Here is a 16,576-nt window from a genome sequence, read left to right as displayed (position 1 = left end):
TCCACGGACCGGTGCGCCGCCGTCGTGCACGCCGCCCCTACGGCTGGGCGATCATCTCCTGGCCCGCTCGCGGGCGCTGCGGCGGCTGCTCGACACGATCGAACCGACGACCAGCACGAGGCCTGCGACGCTCAGCAGGGCGATGAGCGCGAGGTCCAGGTCGTACGTCGCACCGAGCGCGAGGGCGAGGATGCCCGCACCGACCGCGACGATCACGAAGCCCCAGACGACGGTCCCCACCCGCAGCCCGCGGTTGCGGGGGTCCTCGAGCGTCGGGTCGGGGTGCTGCGCCCTCTGCTGCGCCGTGGCGTTCCACTGCGCCGCCGGGTCGACGGCCGGGGAGGGCGCGGGCGACGGAGCCGCGGGTGACGCCGCCGACGGGGGAGTCGCGGGGCCTTCCACGACGTCCGGCTCGGGGTCGACCGGGGCGTCCTGCACGGGGTAGGCCTGGGTGTGCGTCGAGGCCTCCCAGACCGGCAGGGCGCCGGTCTGCGTCCCGGGGGCCGGCGGAGCGGCCGGCAGCGTGAGCGTCGGCTCGGAGACCGGCAGCGCCTGGGTCGGAGGAGCGACCGGCAGCGCCTGGGTCGGTTCGGCCCGGAACAGCTCGTCCGCGAGGTCGTCGGGCGCGCGGCCCGTCTCGATCACCTGGGTGGCGTCCGGGTCGTCCTGCCCGACGGGGAGCACCTGGGTGGCGTCCGCATCCGTCTCCGCGGCGGCGTGCTCGTCGGGCTCACCCTCGCGTTCCCCCGGCTCGCCCGGCGTGACGGGCAGCTCGACCGTGGGGTCGACGGGCGGGAGGGCCTGGGTCCGGTCCACGTCGTCGGACTCGTGAGGCTGCTTCTCGGTGGTCATGATTCCTCCCGGATGGTGACGTCCCCTGCCGCGACGTCGACCTCGAGCAGGAGCACGGGGTCGGCGCCGTCGGAGACGGTGTCGCTGGTGAAGGTGTGCGGGCGGGTGTTGACGCCGTTGATGTTGCGGCTCTCACCGTCGACCGTCCAGCTGGCGTTGCCCGCGAGGAGCTGGACCTCCGCCTCGACGGGTGTGCCGGCCGGGACGATCACGGTCAGGTTCCCCGCGCGCAGGCTCACGGGGACGACGACCTGGTCGCCGGCCGTCAGGTCGAGCTGGCTGAGATCCACGACGGGGTTGCCGAACGTGAAGGAGAAGCCGTTCTCCGCGTCCTGGACCGACGTCACGGTGTAGGTCGCGTCGGAGACGGGAGCCGTCAGGCCGATGTCGCTGCGCTCGACGCTGTTCCAGCCGACGATCGGCAGCGCGACGATCGTCGCGACGACCGCCAGGCCTCCGAGGGCCCCGCTCGTGCGGCCGCGCAGCCCGGAGACCACGATGCCGAGGCCGAGCAGGATGATCGTCGCGCCGATCCACGTGTAGAAGAAGGGCACGCCGATCACTTCGCGGCGCTCGAGGAGCAGGAGGATCGCGGCGCCGAGGAGGCTCAGGCCGAGCGTGATCCCCACGACGGCGGACCCGGGTCCGCGCGGACGGCGTGCCGCCCGGGCACGCTGCTCGTCGAGCCGGCGCAGGCGCTCGGTCTCGCGCTCGGCGCGTCGGCGGGCGTGGTCGTGGGCGCGGGCGGCCTGCTGCGCGGCCGCCTGCTGCTGGGCGGCGTAGGCCTGGGGAGGGACGGGACGCTGGGGGTAGCCCGGGGGCGGCACGGGGGCCGACGCGTTGTACGCGGGGCCCGACGGCGCCGCGGGGGTCGCGGGGTACGTCGCCCCGGGCGCTGGGTGGCCCCCCGCGCCGGGAGCCCCGTGGGACGGGCGCTGCTGCCAGCCCTGGGGAGGCGGTCCCTGCTGCGCGGGCGCGCCGGGGAACGGCGCCGCGGGGTGCGGCTGCTGGGGCGGGGCGCCGGCCTGCTGACCGGACGGACCGCGGGACTGCTGCGCGCCGCCGGTGGCGTACCTGCGGTGCTCGCTGCGCCGGTTGACGACCAGGACGACCACGACGATCACGGCGGCGACCCACAGCGCCCCGTCGAGCCACTCGAGCCCCGCGAAGTGCCACCAGGAGAGCCAGCCGTTGTTCCAGCTCAGCCCCACGACGGTCGTCGCCGCCGCGCCCAGCATGGCCACGTCGAAGTCGCCGCGGATGGCCTGCTGGAGGTGGATGCGGCCGTCCCGGGCCTCGGGGAGCAGCGCCCACCCGAGCCCGTACAGGACGAGGCCGGCGCCCCCGAGGAACACCGAGACGACGAGGATCCCGCGCACGATGAGGGGGTCGATCCCGAACCGGTCGGCGATGCCGCCCGCGACCCCGCCGACCCAGCGCTCCTCGGACCGCGAGATGCCGATCCGGCGCACGGTGTCGAAGAACCTGTCCGTGCCGCTGGGCTGTCCACCGGGCTGGCCGGGGCCGCCGTCGGGCCCGGTGCCACCGGGGACCGGACCGCTCGTCGGATAGGGCGTCCCGGCGGGCTGCCGGGCCCCGGTCGGCGCGGGGCTCCCGGCCGGGGGTTCTGGGGAGATGTCCTCGGTGTTCATGGGTCCAGCCTGTCCCGGACGGCGCCCGGACGGTATCGGGTGTTCCCCTGATCCGACCCTGATCCTGCGATCGGGCGACCCTGAACTTTGGGCCCGGCACGCGACGAACCGGGCGTTCCGCCCACCGCGGCCCCGTCGGCATGTGACCATCAGAGAGTGACACCGACCGCGCAGCCCGCCAGGAGACTCCCCTTCCGGCGCCCCGAGCAGGGGCGCTGGGTCGGTGGTGTGTGCCGTGGGCTCTCCCTGCACCTCGACATGCCGGTGGGAGCGATCCGTCTCGTCATGGCGCTGATCGCGTTGACGGGCGGCGCCGGGATCGTCCTGTACGTCTTCCTCTGGGTCACGGTGCCCGCGGGCGACCCGGCGCAGGCCGCCGACGAGGAGCGTCCTGCGTCGTTGCGGCGCATCGCGCCACGGCTCCAGGGCAAGGTGCGCAAGCTGCCCGTGCGGGACGTCGCGATCGGTGTGGTCCTGCTGAGCGGGGCGGCCGTCCTCCTGGCCTCCCGGGCGGGGGTCGACATCGAGGTGTCCTGGGTCCTGCCGGTCCTCATCGCGCTCGCGGGCACGGCCCTGGCCTGGTCGCAGCTCGACGCCGCCCAGCGTGGCCGGTGGTTGTCGCGGGCAGGGGGTCGCACCCCTGCAGGCGTGCTGCGTCTCGCGGGCGGGCTGTTCCTGGTCCTCGTCGGGGTACTGCTCCTGGTCGGGCAGGACTCGACGGCCGCGGACATGGTCAGGGCCACGACCGCGTCGCTCGCGGTGCTCGCGGGCGCGGCGATCGTGCTGGCGCCCTGGTGGCTGCGCCTCGTGCGCGAGCTGGGCGACGAGCGGACCGCCCGCGCCCGCGAGGCGGAGCGGGCCGACATCGCGGCCCACCTGCACGACTCGGTGCTGCAGACGCTCGCCCTCGTCCGGGCCAGCGCGGCGGACGCCGACACCGTCGCGAGGCTGGCTCGCGCCCAGGAGCGCGAGCTCCGGGAGTGGTTGTACAACGACAGGCCTGCCCCTGGTACGTCGCTTGCGGCCGAGCTCAGGACCCTCGTGGGCGAGGTCGAGGACCGCCAGAGCTGGCGGCTCGCCGCCGGCGCGGCGAGCGCCTCCGGGGTGAGCGCCGCGGGAGCCGTGGGTGACGGCGGCCCGGCCGGGACCGCCGCGGTCGTGGTCGACGTGGTCGTCGTGGGGGACTGCGTCCCGACCGACGAGACCACCGCCCTGCTGCAGGCCACCCGCGAGGCCCTCGTCAACGCCGTGGCCCACGGCCGCCCGCCGGTGTCGGTGTACCTCGAGGTGTCGGGCGACGCGGTCGAGGTGTTCGTCCGCGACCGCGGCGACGGGTTCGAGATGAAGGACATCGCGCACGACCGGTTCGGGGTGCGTGAGTCGATCATCGGTCGCGTCACGCGCAAGGGAGGACACGCCGAGGTCGTGTCGCGGCCGGGATGGGGCACCGAGGTCCGGCTCAAGGTGCAGCGCGCGGCCGAGAGCGACGACGGCCCGGACTCCCCGGCGACGCCCCCCGCGGTCGGGACGCAGCGCGGACCTAGGATGCCGGTGGAGCCCCCCGCGGTCGCCCCGTCCGGGGTGCACGGAGGACCGGCGACGCCGACCGTCCCGGACCCCGCGCACACGCTCGGACCGCCCGCCAGAACACCTCAGGAGCACACGTGACGACCATCCCCCAGCCCGAGCCCAGCCCGCTGCCGGGGGCGCCGGTCCCCGTCGTCCTCGTGGACGACCACCACATGTTCCGGGCAGGGGTGCGCGCCAGCCTGGACGGACGGGTCGACGTCGTCGGCGAGGCCGACAGCGTCGACGGCGCGGTCGAGGCGATCCGGGCCCTGCGCCCCCCGGTCGTGCTGCTCGACGTCCACCTGCCGGGAGGCAACGGCGGGGGTGGGGCCGAGGTCATCACGCGGTGCTCGGACCTCCTGGGAGCGACACGGTTCCTCGCGCTGTCGGTGTCCGACGCGGCCGAGGACGTGGTGGCCGTCATCCGCGCGGGGGCCCGCGGCTACGTGACCAAGGCGATCTCCGGTCCTGACCTGTCGGGGGCCGTGGTCCAGGTCGCGAGCGGCGACGCGGTCTTCTCCCCGCGCCTCGCGGGCTTCGTCCTCGACGCGTTCGGCACGGGTCAGGCGGACGTCGCCGTGGCCGACGACGAGCTGGACCGGCTCTCGGCCCGCGAGCAGGAGGTCATGCGGCTCATCGCCCGGGGCTACGCCTACCGCGAGGTCGCCGCGGAGCTCTTCATCTCCGTCAAGACGGTCGAGACCCACGTGTCCTCGGTGCTGCGCAAGCTCCAGCTCTCGTCGAGGCACGAGCTCACGCGCTGGGCCGCCGCGCGGCGGCTCCTGTGACACGGCGCCAGGTCCGGTGCCGGGCTGCCCGCCGGACCCGCGGCACGGGGGCTGCCCGCACGGGCCACGGTGCCCGACGAACCGCGAGATCTCGCCGTATTAGCAGGTGAGAAGCGGGTCTCGGGTGCGGCGTCGGAGCGCTAGCCTGGACACAGCCGGGTGAAGCCCTCCGGCCCGATGAAAGGGACCTCCGACGTGACGTACGTGATTGCTCAGCCTTGTGTGGACGTGAAGGACAAGGCGTGCATCGAGGAGTGTCCGGTGGACTGCATCTACGAGGGCAAGCGGTCGTTGTACATCCATCCTGACGAGTGCGTGGACTGTGGTGCGTGCGAGCCGGTGTGTCCGGTGGAGGCGATCTACTACGAGGACGACGTGCCGTCGGAGTGGAGCGACTACTACCGGGCGAACGTGGAGTTCTTCGATGACCTGGGGTCGCCGGGTGGTGCGGCGAAGATGGGCATGATCGACAAGGACGACCCCATGATCGCGGCCCTGGCCCCGCAGGCCTGAACGCGCTGCGGGGGGAACGTGACGAGGGGCCGTCGTCCCAGCGGACGGCGGCCCCTCGTCGTGCCCGGGCACGTGGCTCCGGAACGCCGCGCTCAGCCCCGCCCGGCGGCCCGCCAGGCGGGGCTGACGCGCACCACGTCACCGATCACGGTCACGGCCGGGGCCCGGACCCCCGCTGCGACGGCGACGTCGGCGATGGTCGCGAGCGTCCCGACGGTCGAGCGCTGGCGCGGGCCGTAGCCGTCCTCGACCACCGCGACGGGCGTCTCGGGCGAACGGCCCGAGGCCATCAGCGCAGCCGCCGAGTCACGCAGGCGCGAGACGCCCATGAGGAGGATCACGGTGTGGTCGGCCGCTGCGGGCACCTTGCCGATGTCCTCGTGCCCGGTCAGGACCGTGAAGCCGCGCGAGTGGCCGCGGTGCGTGACCGGGATGCCCACCGCGGCGGGCACCGAGACGGCGCTCGTGACGCCGGGGACGACCTCGACGGGGATGCCGTGCTCCTCGCACGCGATGAGCTCCTCCCCTCCCCGGCCGAACACGTACGGATCGCCCCCCTTGAGTCGTACAACTCGTCGTCCGGCGAGCGCGTGCTCGACGAGGAGCGCGTTGATCTCCTCCTGCGGGACGGGGTGGAAGCCCGGGGTCTTGCCGACGTCGATCACGACCACGTCGTCCGCCAGCTCGTCGAGCAGCGCACGCGGTCCCAGGCGGTCGGTCACGACGACCTCGGCCTGGGCGAGCAGACGACGTCCCCGCGCCGTGACGAGCCCCGGGTCGCCCGGGCCTCCGCCCACCAGGGCGACGGAGCCGACGCCCCCGTCGGGGACGGGCCGGACGGGCCGCAGCGGCAGCTCCCCGGTCGAGAGCAGGGCGTCGATCGCGTCCCGGACGCGCTGTGCCCGCCGGGGGTCGCCACCCGCGTTCACGGCCACGACGACCTCGGTGGTGCCCGACGCCTGCGCGCCACCCCCCGGACCGACAGCGACCCTGGCCACCGCGGGCACCCAGGCGGTCCCGGCCTCGGCGTCCCCCGCGGCGACGCAGAACACGCGCAGCGCCTCGGCCTCCGCGGCGATCCCGGCGTCGACCTCGGCCGACCCTGTCGCGGTGTGCACGAGCCACGCGCCCTCGAGGTCACCGGTCCGGAACGCGCGCGCCTCCCAGGTGACCGAGGACCCGGCCGCGCCGGAACCGTCGGGGCGAGCGACGCCGTCGGGCAGGGGAGGCGCGATCAGCGCGGCGAGGTCCTCGCAGACCTCCGGGGCCACGACGCGCACGCGCGCACCGGCAGCCACGAGCGAGCGTGCGCGGCGTGCGGCCACGGGGCCCCCGCCCACGACGACCACGAGGCGACCCGCGATGCGCAGGCCGAGAGGGTAGAGCTCAGAGTTCATGCGCCCATCATCGCCCGAAAGCGGCGGCAGCCAGCTCGCGCCGGCGCAGCAGCCACCCCGAGCCCTTGCCGGTCGACGCCGCCCCCGACGTCTCCGGAGCCAGGCCGCGGCGACGCAGCATGGTCTTCTCGACGGGTGCGAAGAAGAGCAGCTCGATGACCATGCCGACCACGAGGATCAGCAGGATCGCGGTGAAGACCAGCGCCATGTCGGACAGCTCGCGCCCCTGCTGGAGGAACGCGCCCAGGCCGAACCCGATCCCGCCGCCGACCGCGATGATCTCCGCGGCCATGAGCGAGCGCCACGAGAACGCCCAGCCCTGCTTGAGTCCCGCGAGGTAGCCGGGGAACGCCGCGGGCAGGATCACGTCCTTGATCATCTGGAAGCGGCCCGCGCCCAGGACCTGACCCACGCGCCGGTACAGCGGCGGCACCTGGTCCACACCGGACACGATCCCGTTGATGATCGAGGGCACCGCACCCATGAGGATCACGAAGTACACCGTGGCGTCCGACAGCCCGAACCAGATGATGCCCGCGGGCACCCACGCGACGGACGGCAGCACCTGGAGGCCCGTGATGATGGGCCCGAACGACACGCGGACCCAGCGCACGCGCGCCACGACGACGCCCAGCGGGGTACCGATCGCGACGGCCGCGAGGAAGCCCAGGATGCCGCGCTCGAGGCTCGTGCCGAGGGCCTGCCACAGCGTGCCGGACTCGGCGGCGCGCGTGACGGCCGTCCAGACCTGCTCGGGTCCGGGCAGGTTGTAGATGGGCTGGACCTCGAGCCACACGAGGGTCTGCCAGACCGCGAGCAGGAGCGTGATCGCGAGGACGGGGGGATAGACGGCCCGCCAGGCCTTGGCCCACCGGCTCGTGGTGGGGGCGACGGTCGTCTGGAGGGCGTCGAGCCCCGCCTCGATGTCGCCGACGTCCTTGGCGTGCCCGACGGCGGCGCCCGCCTCGCGGGGCACGCTCGCGGAGGGACCGGGCGCACCCGTGCCGGGCGCAGCAGGGCCGGGCGCACCCGTCCCCGACGGGGCCTCGTCGCGCGGGGGCAGGGTCTCGGCGGTCTTCGACGTCTCAGACGGCATGGCGGCGGATCTCCTCACGGAGGTCGTTGGTGATCTCGGTCGCGAGGCGCGACGCGGCGGCGGCCTCGATGCTGCGCTGCTCGTCCGCGCCGTACACGTCGACGTCCCACTCGCGCACGATGCGTCCGGGGCGCGAGGACATGAGCAGCACGCGCTGCCCGAGCCGTACGGCCTCGCGGACGTTGTGCGTGATGAACACGATGGTGCGCCCGGTCTGCTCCCAGACGCGCTCGAGCTCGTCGTGCAGCAGGTCGCGCGTGATGGCGTCGAGCGCCGCGAAGGGCTCGTCCATGAGCAGGACGTCCCGCTCCTGGGCGAGCGAGCGCGCGAGCGCGACACGCTGGCGCATGCCGCCCGAGAGCTCGTGGACGCGCTTGTCGCCCGAGCCGTCGAGCCGCACGAGCGTGAGCAGCTCCGCGGCCCGCTCACGACGCTCCGCACGCGGGACGCCGCGGAACTTCAGGGCGAGCTCGATGTTGCGGCTCGCGGTGAGCCAGGGGAACAGCGCGGACTCCTGGAACATCAGGGCCGCGCCGCCCCCGGCGACCTCCACGTCCCCCGTGGTGGGGCGCTCCAGACCCGCGACGATGTTGAGCAGCGTCGACTTGCCGCAGCCGGAGGCTCCGAGCAGGCAGACGAACTCGCCCTGCGCGATGTCCAGGTCGATCCCCTCGAGCACCGGGGCGCCGTCGGGGGAGAACCGCTTGGACACGCCGCGCAGGCGGACACCGGTCGTCGGAACGGCGTCCTCTCCGAGGCCGGACGGGGTGCCCGTGCGGGCGGGGGACGTGGTGGTCATGGTGCTACTCCTTGCCGAGACCTGCGGCGGAGACGGTCGGCTGACCGGCCTCCTTCAGCACCTTGTTGAGGAGGCTCAGGTCGTAGATGCCGTTCAGGTCCGCCTCGGTCGTGGTCCCGGCGGTCACGCCGTCCTCGAGCAGGGTGTTCAGCGTGCCCGCGAGCGGGTCGGTCGTGAACGTGATGTTGGTGAAGGCGCGGTCCAGGACCGCGTCGGACAGCGGCTTGCCGGCGATCTTCTCGATCTCGCCGTTGACGAGGGTCTTGGCGTCGTCCGGGTTGGCGCCGATCCAGTCGATCGCCGCGACCTCGCCGCGCAGGAGCGCCTCGACCGTCTCCGGGTGCTCCTCGAGGAAGTCGGTGCGGACGATCAGGTGCGTCGTGAGGAACTCACCGTCGTCCCACAGGTCCTTCTCGTCGACCAGGACGTGGGCGCCGGCGTCGAGCACGAGGCGCGAGGCCCAGGGCTCGGGCAGCCAGCCGCCGTCGAGCTCGCCGTTCTGGAACAGCGTGAGGGTCTGTGCGTTCTCGGTCGGGGTGACCGCGACGTCCCCTCCGCCCTGGATGTCGTTCTCGAGGCCGTTCTCGGTGAGCCAGGCGCGCAGCGCGACGTCCTGGGTCCCTCCGAGCTGGGGTGAGGCGATCTTGGTGCCCTTGAGGTCGGCCGCGGTGTCGATGCCCTCGCGCACGACGAGCTGTGCGCCCCCCGACGTCGAGCCCGCGACGATGCGCACGGCCTCGCCGCCCGACTTCACGAAGTTGTTGATCGCGGGGTTCGGGCCGATGAACGTGGCGTCGATCGCGCCCGCGTTGAGGGCCTCGATCGCGGCGGGACCGGCGTTGAAGACCTGGGTCGAGAGCGTGGTGTCGCCCAGGGCCTCCTCGAACTGGCCGCCCGCGACCCCGACGAGCGCGGGGGCGTGCGTGACGTTCGCGAAGTAGCCGAGGCGCAGCTCCTCGGCCGGGCCCGACGACGCGGCCGGGCCGTCGGCGGCGTCTGACGTGCCCGTCGAGCAGGCGGCGAGAAGGAGCAGCGGCGCGACGGCGAGCGCGGCGACGGCGGAGCGCGCCCGCGTGGAGCGTCGGGACGTGCCGGCTCGGGTGGTGCGGGTCGGGCGGGACGAGGTGTTCATGGAGTTTCCTTCGGAAGGGTCGGTGGTTGCCTGGCGGTGGACGTGTCGTGTCCCGGCAGCGCCGATCCGTGCGGTGCGCGATCCGAGGGCCCGGTGTCCGGGCCCCGCCTGCGGTGGTCGGGTGGACCTCAGATCGCGTACTGCACGGGACGCTGCGAAGGACATCGCACGGCCGCCAGGGCGTCTCCGACCATTCCTGCTGCGAGGGTGCCGCCGTCCTGACCGTCGATCAGGAGGAAGGCACCGGTGCGGCGCGAGGTGACGTACTCCTCGGCCGCGACGGGGGAGGCGAGGCGCAGCGTGACGCGCCCGATGTCGTTGAGGTCGAGCGTCTCCGCGGGCTCGAGCTCGGCGGTGTCCAGGTCGAGGCGCCCGACGACGTCGCGCACCACGGCCTGCACGGTCCGGGTCGTGTGCTTGAGCAGCACGCGCGTGCCGGGACGCAGGGTCTTGTCGCTGAGCCACGCGACGGTGCCCTCGATGTCCTGCGTGACCTGCGGGGCGTCGGCTGCGGCCGCGAGGAGGTCGCCGCGGGCGATGTCGATCTCGTCCGCGAGGCGGATCGTCACGGACTGGGGGGCGAACGCCTCGGCGAGGGTGCCGTCGGCCGTGTCGATGCCCTCGACCGTGGTCCTCTTCCCGCTGGGCAGGACCACGACCTCGTCGCCCACGCGGACCACGCCCGAGGCGATCTGCCCGGCGTACCCGCGGTAGTCGCGGAAGCGCTCCTCGAGCGCCGCGCCCTGGGGACGCAGGACCACCTGGACGGGGAAGCGGAACGCCTCGGTGTCCGGGGTCTGCGCCGCAGGGAGCTCCTCGAGCAGGTCGAGCAGGCTCGGCCCGTCGTACCAGGGGGTCTTGCCGTCCGGTCCGCCCGAGCGGTCGACGACGTTGACGCCCTCGAGCGCTGAGACGGGCAGCGTGAGGACGTGCGCGACGCCGAGCGAGGCCGCGGCCTCGCGGATCTGGTCGGCGAGCTCCTCGTAGCGCTCCTGGCTGTAGTCGACGAGGTCGATCTTGTTGACGGCCACGATCACGTGCGGCACGCGCAGGAGGCTCGCGACCGCGAGGTGGCGGCGCGTCTGCTCCAGGAGCCCCTTGCGGGCGTCGATGAGGAGCACGACGACGTCGGCCGTCGACGCGCCGGTCACGGTGTTGCGCGTGTACTGCACGTGCCCGGGGCAGTCGGCCAGGATGAACGAGCGCCTGGCGGTCGCGAAGTAGCGGTAGGCGACGTCGATCGTGATGCCCTGCTCGCGCTCGGCGCGCAGGCCGTCGGTCAGCAGGGCGAGGTCGGCCGTCGCGAGGCCTCGGTCGCGCGAGACGCGCTCGACCGCGTCGAGCTGGTCGGCGAGCACGGACTTGGAGTCGTAGAGGAGCCGGCCGACGAGCGTCGACTTGCCGTCGTCGACCGAGCCGGCGGTCGCGAGGCGCAGCAGGGTGCTCGTGGGGAGGACCTGGGGCTCGCCGGCGGTCCCGGTGGGCAGGGTGGTCTCGTCGGGCAGCGGGTGCGTGGTGGCGGCGCTCACTAGAAGTACCCCTCCTTCTTGCGGTCTTCCATGGCGGCTTCGGAGATCCGGTCGTCGGCGCGCGTGGCGCCGCGCTCGGTGATGCGGGTCGCTGCGACCTCGGTGATGACGTCGTCGACCGTGTAGGCCGTGCTCTCGACGGCGCCCGTGCACGACATGTCGCCCACGGTCCGGTAGCGGACGGTCTCGGTGCGCACGTCCGCGGCCTCGGCGTCGTTGCGCGGCCGGGAGTACGGCCCGACGGCGAGGAGCATGCCGTCGCGCTCGAAGACCTCGCGCTCGTGCGCGTAGTACAGGCTGGGCAGGTCGATCTTCTCGGCCGCGATGTAGCGCCAGATGTCGAGCTCGGTCCAGTTGCTGAGCGGGAAGGCGCGGACGTGCTCGCCCGGGCGGTGGCGACCGTTGTACAGGTTCCACAGCTCGGGGCGCTGGTTGCGCGGGTCCCACTGGCCGAACTCGTCGCGGAGCGAGATGACGCGCTCCTTGGCGCGGGCCTTCTCCTCGTCGCGGCGGCCGCCGCCGAACACGGCGTCGAACTTGTGCCCCGTGATGGCGTCGAGCAGGGGCTGGGTCTGGAGGGGGTTGCGCGTGCCGTCGGCGCGCTCGAGCAGGCGCCCGTCGTCGAGGTAGTCCTGGACGCTCGCGACCTCGAGGCGGGCGCCGAGGCGCTCGACCGTGGCGTCGCGGTACTCCAGGACCTCGGGGAAGTTGTGACCCGTGTCGACGTGCAGCAGCGCGAACGGCACGGGGGCGGGCCAGAACGCCTTGGTCGCCAGGTGCAGCATGACCACGGAGTCCTTGCCGCCGCTGAACAGCAGCACGGGGCGCTCGAACTCCGCGACGACCTCGCGGATGATGTGGATGGCCTCGGACTCGAGGGACTCGAGCTGGGTCAGGCGGTAGGTGGGGGAGGCAGGTGGGGCGAGGGGGGCGGTCAAGGCGTCGCTCTTCTCGTCGGGGTGCGTGGGGTGGTCGTCCGGCACGTCGGTGTGCACCGTCCGGTGGTGCGTGGTCGCGGCGCTCATGCGTGGAGCCCGCACTCTGTCTTGTCGAGCCCGGCCCAGCGGCCTGCGCGCGGGTCCTCGCCGGGGGCGACGCGGCGCGTGCAGGGCGCGCAGCCGATCGACGGGTACCCGTCGTTGAGCAGCGGGTTGAGGATCACCTGGTGGTCGGCGGCGTAGCCGAGCAGGTCGTCGAAGGACCAGGCGGCGAGCGGGTTGATCTTGACCAGCCCGTTCTTCTCGTCCCAGGTCACGAGCGGGGTGCTCGTGCGGGTCGGGGCCTCGTCGCGGCGCACGCCCGTGACCCAGACCTCGTACCCGCCGAGCGTGCGGGTCAGGGGTTCGACCTTGCGCATCGCGCAGCACGCGGCGGGGTCCCGTGACCAGAGGTCCTTGCCGTGCGCCTCGTCCTGCTGGGCGACGGTGAGCCGGGGCAGGACGTCGACGATCGTGACCTCCATCTGCTGCTCGACGGCGTCGCGTGTGCCCGAGGTCTCGGGGAAGTGGTAGCCGGTCTCGAGGAACAGGACGTCGACCCAGGGCGCCTGCTGCGCGACGACGTGCGGCAGGACCGCGTCGGCCATGGAGCACGCGACCGCGATCGAGTCGCCGAACTCGCGCACGGCCCACGCGACGACCTGCTCGGCCGTCGCCTCGTCGGTGGCGCCCAGACCGGAGCCGTGCAGCTCGGCCTGCCCGCGCTCGACGATCGCGCGCAGCTCAGCGGCTGACCGCTTGGGCCGGGTGCTCGCGGCCCGCCGGGCGGCGTGGGCAGCCCGGGACGCGGCGCGGGCCTCGGTACGGGCCTTGGCGGCGGCGCGCAGCGCGGCGAGCGGGTCGTTGCCCGGTGTGGTGACCGGTGTGCCCGACGACGCAGCGCCCGTCGGGTGCGCGCCGTCGCCCGGTGCGGTGGTCGCGGCGCTCATCGCAGCGACTCCTCGTCCGCGCGGTGCGCCCACTGGGCGAAGCTCTCCGTGCCGTCCTTCTCCTTCTCGAACTGGCGCACGACGCGCTCGACGTACTCGGGAAGGTCGTCGTTGGTGACCTTGAGGCCGCGCACGGTCCGGCCGAGGCCTGCCTCGGCGCGGTCGTCGGAGGTCAGGCCGCCGCCCAGGTGGACCTGGAACCCGGGGACCTGGTTCCCGTCGTCGTCCATCACGAGCTGCCCCTTGAGCCCGATGTCGGCGGTCTGGATGCGGGCGCACGAGTTGGGGCAGCCGTTGATGTGCAGCGAGAGCGGCTTCATCGCGGAGAGGTCGCCGAGGCGCTTCTCGAGGTCGTCGATCGCGCGGGTCGCGGCGCCCTTGGTCTCGACGATCGCGAGCTTGCAGTACTCGATGCCCGTGCACGCGATCGTGCTGCGGCGGAACGGGCTGGGGTTCGCGTCGAGACCCTGCTCCTTGAGCCCGGACACGACGCGCTCGAGGTGCTCGTCCGGGACGTCGAGCACGAGCAGCTTCTGGTGCGGGGTGAACCGCACCCGACGCGACCCTGCCGACTCGGCGAGGTCCGCGACGGCCGCGAGGATGCTGCCGGAGACGCGACCCACGTAGGGGGCCGCGCCGACGTAGTTGAGGCCGTCCTTCTGCTTGTGCACGCCGACGTGGTCCCCCGGCTGGGAGGGCTGCGGGGCGGGCGGGCCGTCGGGCAGCGCGTAGCCGAGGTACTCGGTCTCGAGGACCTCGCGGAACTTCGCGGGCCCCCAGTCGGCGAGCAGGAACTTCAGGCGGGCCTTGTTCCGCAGGCGACGGTAGCCGTAGTCGCGGAAGATCTGGACGACCCCGTGCCACACGTCGGCGACCTGCTCCTCGGTCACGAACGCACCGAGGCGCTCGCCGAGGCGCGGGTTCGCGGACAGACCGCCGCCGACCCACACGTCGAACCCGACGCCGAGCTCGGGGTGCTCGAGCGCGACGAAGCCCACGTCGTTGATCTCGTGGACGACGTCCTGGGACGGGTGGCCCGTGACGGCGGTCTTGAACTTGCGGGGAAGGTTCGCGAGCTCGGGGACGCCGATGTACTTGTCGGTGATCTCCTTGATGACCCGGGCGGGGTCGATCAGCTCGTCGGCCGCGATCCCGGCCACGGGGCTGCCCAGGACGACGCGCGGCACGTCGCCGCACGCCTCGGTCGTCTGCAGGCCCACGGACTCGAGCCGGCGCCAGATCTCGGGGACGTCCTCGACCTCGACCCAGTGGAGCTGGATGTTCTGGCGGTCCGTGATGTCGGCGCTGTCGCGGCCGAAGTCGCGCGAGATGTCGGCGATGACGCGCAGCTGCTCGGTCGTGACCGCGCCGCCGTCGATGCGGACGCGGAGCATGAAGTACTTGTCCTCGAGCTCGTGCGGCTCGAGCTGTGCGGTACGCCCGCCGTCGATCCCGGGCTTGCGCTGCGTGTACAGGCCCCACCAGCGGAAGCGTCCGTGCAGGTCGTCGCCCGTGATGGAGTCGAACCCCTCGCGCGAGTAGACGTCCTCGATGCGCTGGCGCACCGAGAGGCCGCCGTCCTCCTGCTTCCACTTCTCGTTGCCGTTGAGCGGTTCCTTGCCGTCGACGGCCCACTGGCCGTTGGGCCGGGCCGCGCGTGCGGGGCGGGCCGGACGCGCGGGGGGCGCGGCGGCGTCGGGCGCCTGCGGTGCGGGCTCGCCGGCGGGTGTGCTGCTGCCGGCCTGCTGACCGGCGACCGGGGTCGCGTCAGTGGCGGTGTTCGGCGGCGTCATCGTGCTCCTCGTGGGGGGACGTGGGCACGCGGGCCGAAGGGCTCAGCAGGAACGAGGGGGCTGAGGGCCGACCACGCGCGCCCTTGGCTCAGGAAGGTGGCGAGCGGTCGGCGAGGACGGCTCGGGCTGAGTCAGGCGCGGGTCAACAACAACAGCAGGAGCTGTTGCGGGCGCAGGCCGTCGACCCGTGACGTGCCGTCACGAGGAGGAGGTGCGCTGCCGTGGTCATGGCGGGAACGCTACAGAGGCAGCGGGTGAATGAACACCCCCTGTCCGCATGGTGGATGGGTGTCTCAGGTTCTGGCCGTGAACCGCCGGGCGGGCAACACGCGGAGCTTTTCCGACAGTCGCGTCAGCAAACTAGGATGGTGCCATGGAAATCGTCTACAACGTGTTCGCGGTCCTGCACTTCGTCGGCTGGGCCATCGTCCTCGGCGGCTACTTCGTGTCGCTCAAGACCGCCGCGCTCAACAAGGGCGTCTTCCACGGTGCCGCGACGGCTGCCGTCGCGGGCATCCTCATGGTGGGCGTGGCCGAGATGAGCGGCATGTGGGACGACGGGGGTCCCAGCATGATGAAGATCGGCATCAAGCTGGTCATCGCCGTGATCATCGCGGTCCTCGCGTTCATCGGCGTGCGCCAGGGAGACAAGATCTCGCCCGCGCTCAAGCACTCGATCGGTGGCCTCACGCTGGTCAACATCATCGTGGCGGTCTTCGTCTGACCCAGCTCTGACGACGCCCGGCACCGGCCTGCCTGCCGGTCCCGGCGTCGATCGCCCCGGCCTCGGTCCGCGCGGACCGACGAGCTCCTCGTGCCCCAGAGGGTGCGGGGAGCTCTGTCGTCCGACGGGCCGCCGCTGCGTCCCGTGCACGCCCGCCGTCCTGCCCAGGGCGCGTCGTCGCCGACCCGACGGACGTGCGAAGGTGTCTCCCGTGAGCATCGCAGGAGAGATCGTCGTCGGCCTGGTGATCCTGGTGGGTCTGGCCGGGATCGTCGTGCAGGTACTGCCGGGCAACACCCTCGTCGGAGGGGCGATCCTGGTGTGGGCGATCATGACGGGCGGCACTGCGGCATGGGTCGTGCTCGCCGTGGCCCTCACGTTCGTCGTCGCGGCCGAGGGGGCTCAGCTCCTGCTCGCCGGCCGGCACATGCGCCGGGCCGACGTCCCGTGGTCGACGCTCGCCTGGGGTGGCCTCGCGGGCGTGGTCGGGTTCTTCGTCATCCCCGTGGTCGGGCTGTTCGTCGGGTTCGTCGCGGCGGTCTTCGTGGCTGAGCTGCTGCGCCGCCGGGACCGCCGTGCGGCCTGGCGGGCCACGGTCGCCGCGCTGCAGGCCACGGGCATCACGATCGTGGTCCAGCTCCTCGGCGGGCTGCTCGCGGCCGCGACGTGGGGCGTCGGGCTCGCGCTGACCTGAGCCGCAGGGGCCTCGCAGTGCCGAGCACGAGGTTGCGGTCGCGATGAGCGGCAGGACGACCGCAACCCCGTTCTCGGCAGCTCCTCAGCAGCTCCTCGGCAGGCTCGCGTC

At 73.3% G+C, this 16,576-nt stretch carries 15 protein-coding genes; 5 read left to right on the top strand and 10 right to left on the bottom strand.

Annotated features, from left to right (window positions below; all coding sequences use genetic code 11):
* Nucleotides 1-51 precede the first annotated feature (51 nt).
* Nucleotides 52-852: a hypothetical protein gene (locus NHG27_RS17105; RefSeq protein WP_497017106.1), complete on the bottom strand. Its 801-nt coding sequence runs from the start codon at nucleotides 850-852 to the stop codon at nucleotides 52-54.
* Nucleotides 849-2,504 carry a PspC domain-containing protein gene (locus tag NHG27_RS17100; RefSeq protein ID WP_497017105.1) on the bottom strand — a complete coding sequence of 552 codons (1,656 nt, stop codon included), beginning with the start codon at nucleotides 2,502-2,504 and terminating at the stop codon, nucleotides 849-851. The genes NHG27_RS17105 and NHG27_RS17100 overlap by 4 nt, the downstream gene beginning before the upstream one ends.
* Before the next feature lie 156 nt (nucleotides 2,505-2,660).
* Here NHG27_RS17100 and NHG27_RS17095 point away from each other — a divergent pair, with 156 nt between their 5' ends.
* From NHG27_RS17095 to fdxA, 3 genes are all read left to right on the top strand, one after another.
* On the top strand, nucleotides 2,661-4,172 hold the full coding sequence (locus NHG27_RS17095) for a PspC domain-containing protein (RefSeq protein WP_193718731.1): 1,512 nt from the start codon (nucleotides 2,661-2,663) through the stop codon (nucleotides 4,170-4,172).
* Between the two features lie 5 nt (nucleotides 4,173-4,177).
* Nucleotides 4,178-4,861, top strand: a complete 684-nt coding sequence (locus NHG27_RS17090) for a LuxR C-terminal-related transcriptional regulator (protein ID WP_407671830.1) — start codon at nucleotides 4,178-4,180, stop codon at nucleotides 4,859-4,861.
* A 195-nt stretch (nucleotides 4,862-5,056) separates the two neighbouring features.
* On the top strand, nucleotides 5,057-5,374 hold the full coding sequence (gene fdxA / locus NHG27_RS17085; RefSeq protein ID WP_129429411.1) for a ferredoxin: 318 nt from the start codon (nucleotides 5,057-5,059) through the stop codon (nucleotides 5,372-5,374).
* A gap of 92 nt (nucleotides 5,375-5,466) precedes the next feature.
* Here the strand turns inward: fdxA and cobA are convergent, their stop codons facing one another.
* The 8 genes from cobA to NHG27_RS17045 form a co-directional block, all read right to left on the bottom strand.
* Nucleotides 5,467-6,771: a uroporphyrinogen-III C-methyltransferase gene (gene cobA, locus NHG27_RS17080; RefSeq protein WP_193718732.1), complete on the bottom strand. Its 1,305-nt coding sequence runs from the start codon at nucleotides 6,769-6,771 to the stop codon at nucleotides 5,467-5,469.
* Between the two features lie 7 nt (nucleotides 6,772-6,778).
* The gene (locus NHG27_RS17075; RefSeq protein WP_497017104.1) at nucleotides 6,779-7,867 is read right to left on the bottom strand and encodes an ABC transporter permease; all 1,089 of its coding nucleotides are present in this window, start codon (nucleotides 7,865-7,867) and stop codon (nucleotides 6,779-6,781) included.
* On the bottom strand, nucleotides 7,857-8,666 hold the full coding sequence (locus NHG27_RS17070; RefSeq protein WP_193718734.1) for an ABC transporter ATP-binding protein: 810 nt from the start codon (nucleotides 8,664-8,666) through the stop codon (nucleotides 7,857-7,859). The genes NHG27_RS17075 and NHG27_RS17070 overlap by 11 nt, the downstream gene beginning before the upstream one ends.
* A gap of 4 nt (nucleotides 8,667-8,670) precedes the next feature.
* Nucleotides 8,671-9,798, bottom strand: coding sequence for an ABC transporter substrate-binding protein (locus NHG27_RS17065; protein WP_193718735.1), 1,128 nt, complete (start codon nucleotides 9,796-9,798; stop codon nucleotides 8,671-8,673).
* 128 nt (nucleotides 9,799-9,926) lie between these two features.
* Nucleotides 9,927-11,285, bottom strand: coding sequence for a sulfate adenylyltransferase subunit 1 (locus NHG27_RS17060; RefSeq protein ID WP_497017107.1), 1,359 nt, complete (start codon nucleotides 11,283-11,285; stop codon nucleotides 9,927-9,929).
* 41 nt (nucleotides 11,286-11,326) lie between these two features.
* A complete protein-coding gene (cysD, locus tag NHG27_RS17055; RefSeq protein WP_193718737.1) occupies nucleotides 11,327-12,352 on the bottom strand; it encodes a sulfate adenylyltransferase subunit CysD in 1,026 nt (341 codons plus the stop codon).
* Entirely contained in the window at nucleotides 12,349-13,254 is a 906-nt protein-coding gene (locus NHG27_RS17050; protein ID WP_497017103.1) for a phosphoadenylyl-sulfate reductase, read from the bottom strand. The genes cysD and NHG27_RS17050 overlap by 4 nt, the downstream gene beginning before the upstream one ends.
* Nucleotides 13,251-15,047: a nitrite/sulfite reductase gene (locus tag NHG27_RS17045; protein WP_497017102.1), complete on the bottom strand. Its 1,797-nt coding sequence runs from the start codon at nucleotides 15,045-15,047 to the stop codon at nucleotides 13,251-13,253. The genes NHG27_RS17050 and NHG27_RS17045 overlap by 4 nt, the downstream gene beginning before the upstream one ends.
* Nucleotides 15,048-15,420: 373 nt before the next feature.
* On the opposite strand from NHG27_RS17045, the gene NHG27_RS17040 reads away from it, so the two are divergent.
* Nucleotides 15,421-15,771 carry a hypothetical protein gene (locus tag NHG27_RS17040; protein ID WP_193718740.1) on the top strand — a complete coding sequence of 117 codons (351 nt, stop codon included), beginning with the start codon at nucleotides 15,421-15,423 and terminating at the stop codon, nucleotides 15,769-15,771.
* A gap of 211 nt (nucleotides 15,772-15,982) precedes the next feature.
* The gene (locus tag NHG27_RS17035) at nucleotides 15,983-16,465 is read left to right on the top strand and encodes a DUF456 domain-containing protein (protein ID WP_497017101.1); all 483 of its coding nucleotides are present in this window, start codon (nucleotides 15,983-15,985) and stop codon (nucleotides 16,463-16,465) included.
* Nucleotides 16,466-16,576 lie beyond the last annotated feature (111 nt).

The organism is Oerskovia sp. 140933 (genome assembly GCF_059651515.1).
The sequence above is the reverse complement of the archived record's forward strand: the minus strand, read 5'-3'. Positions and strand labels throughout refer to the sequence as shown.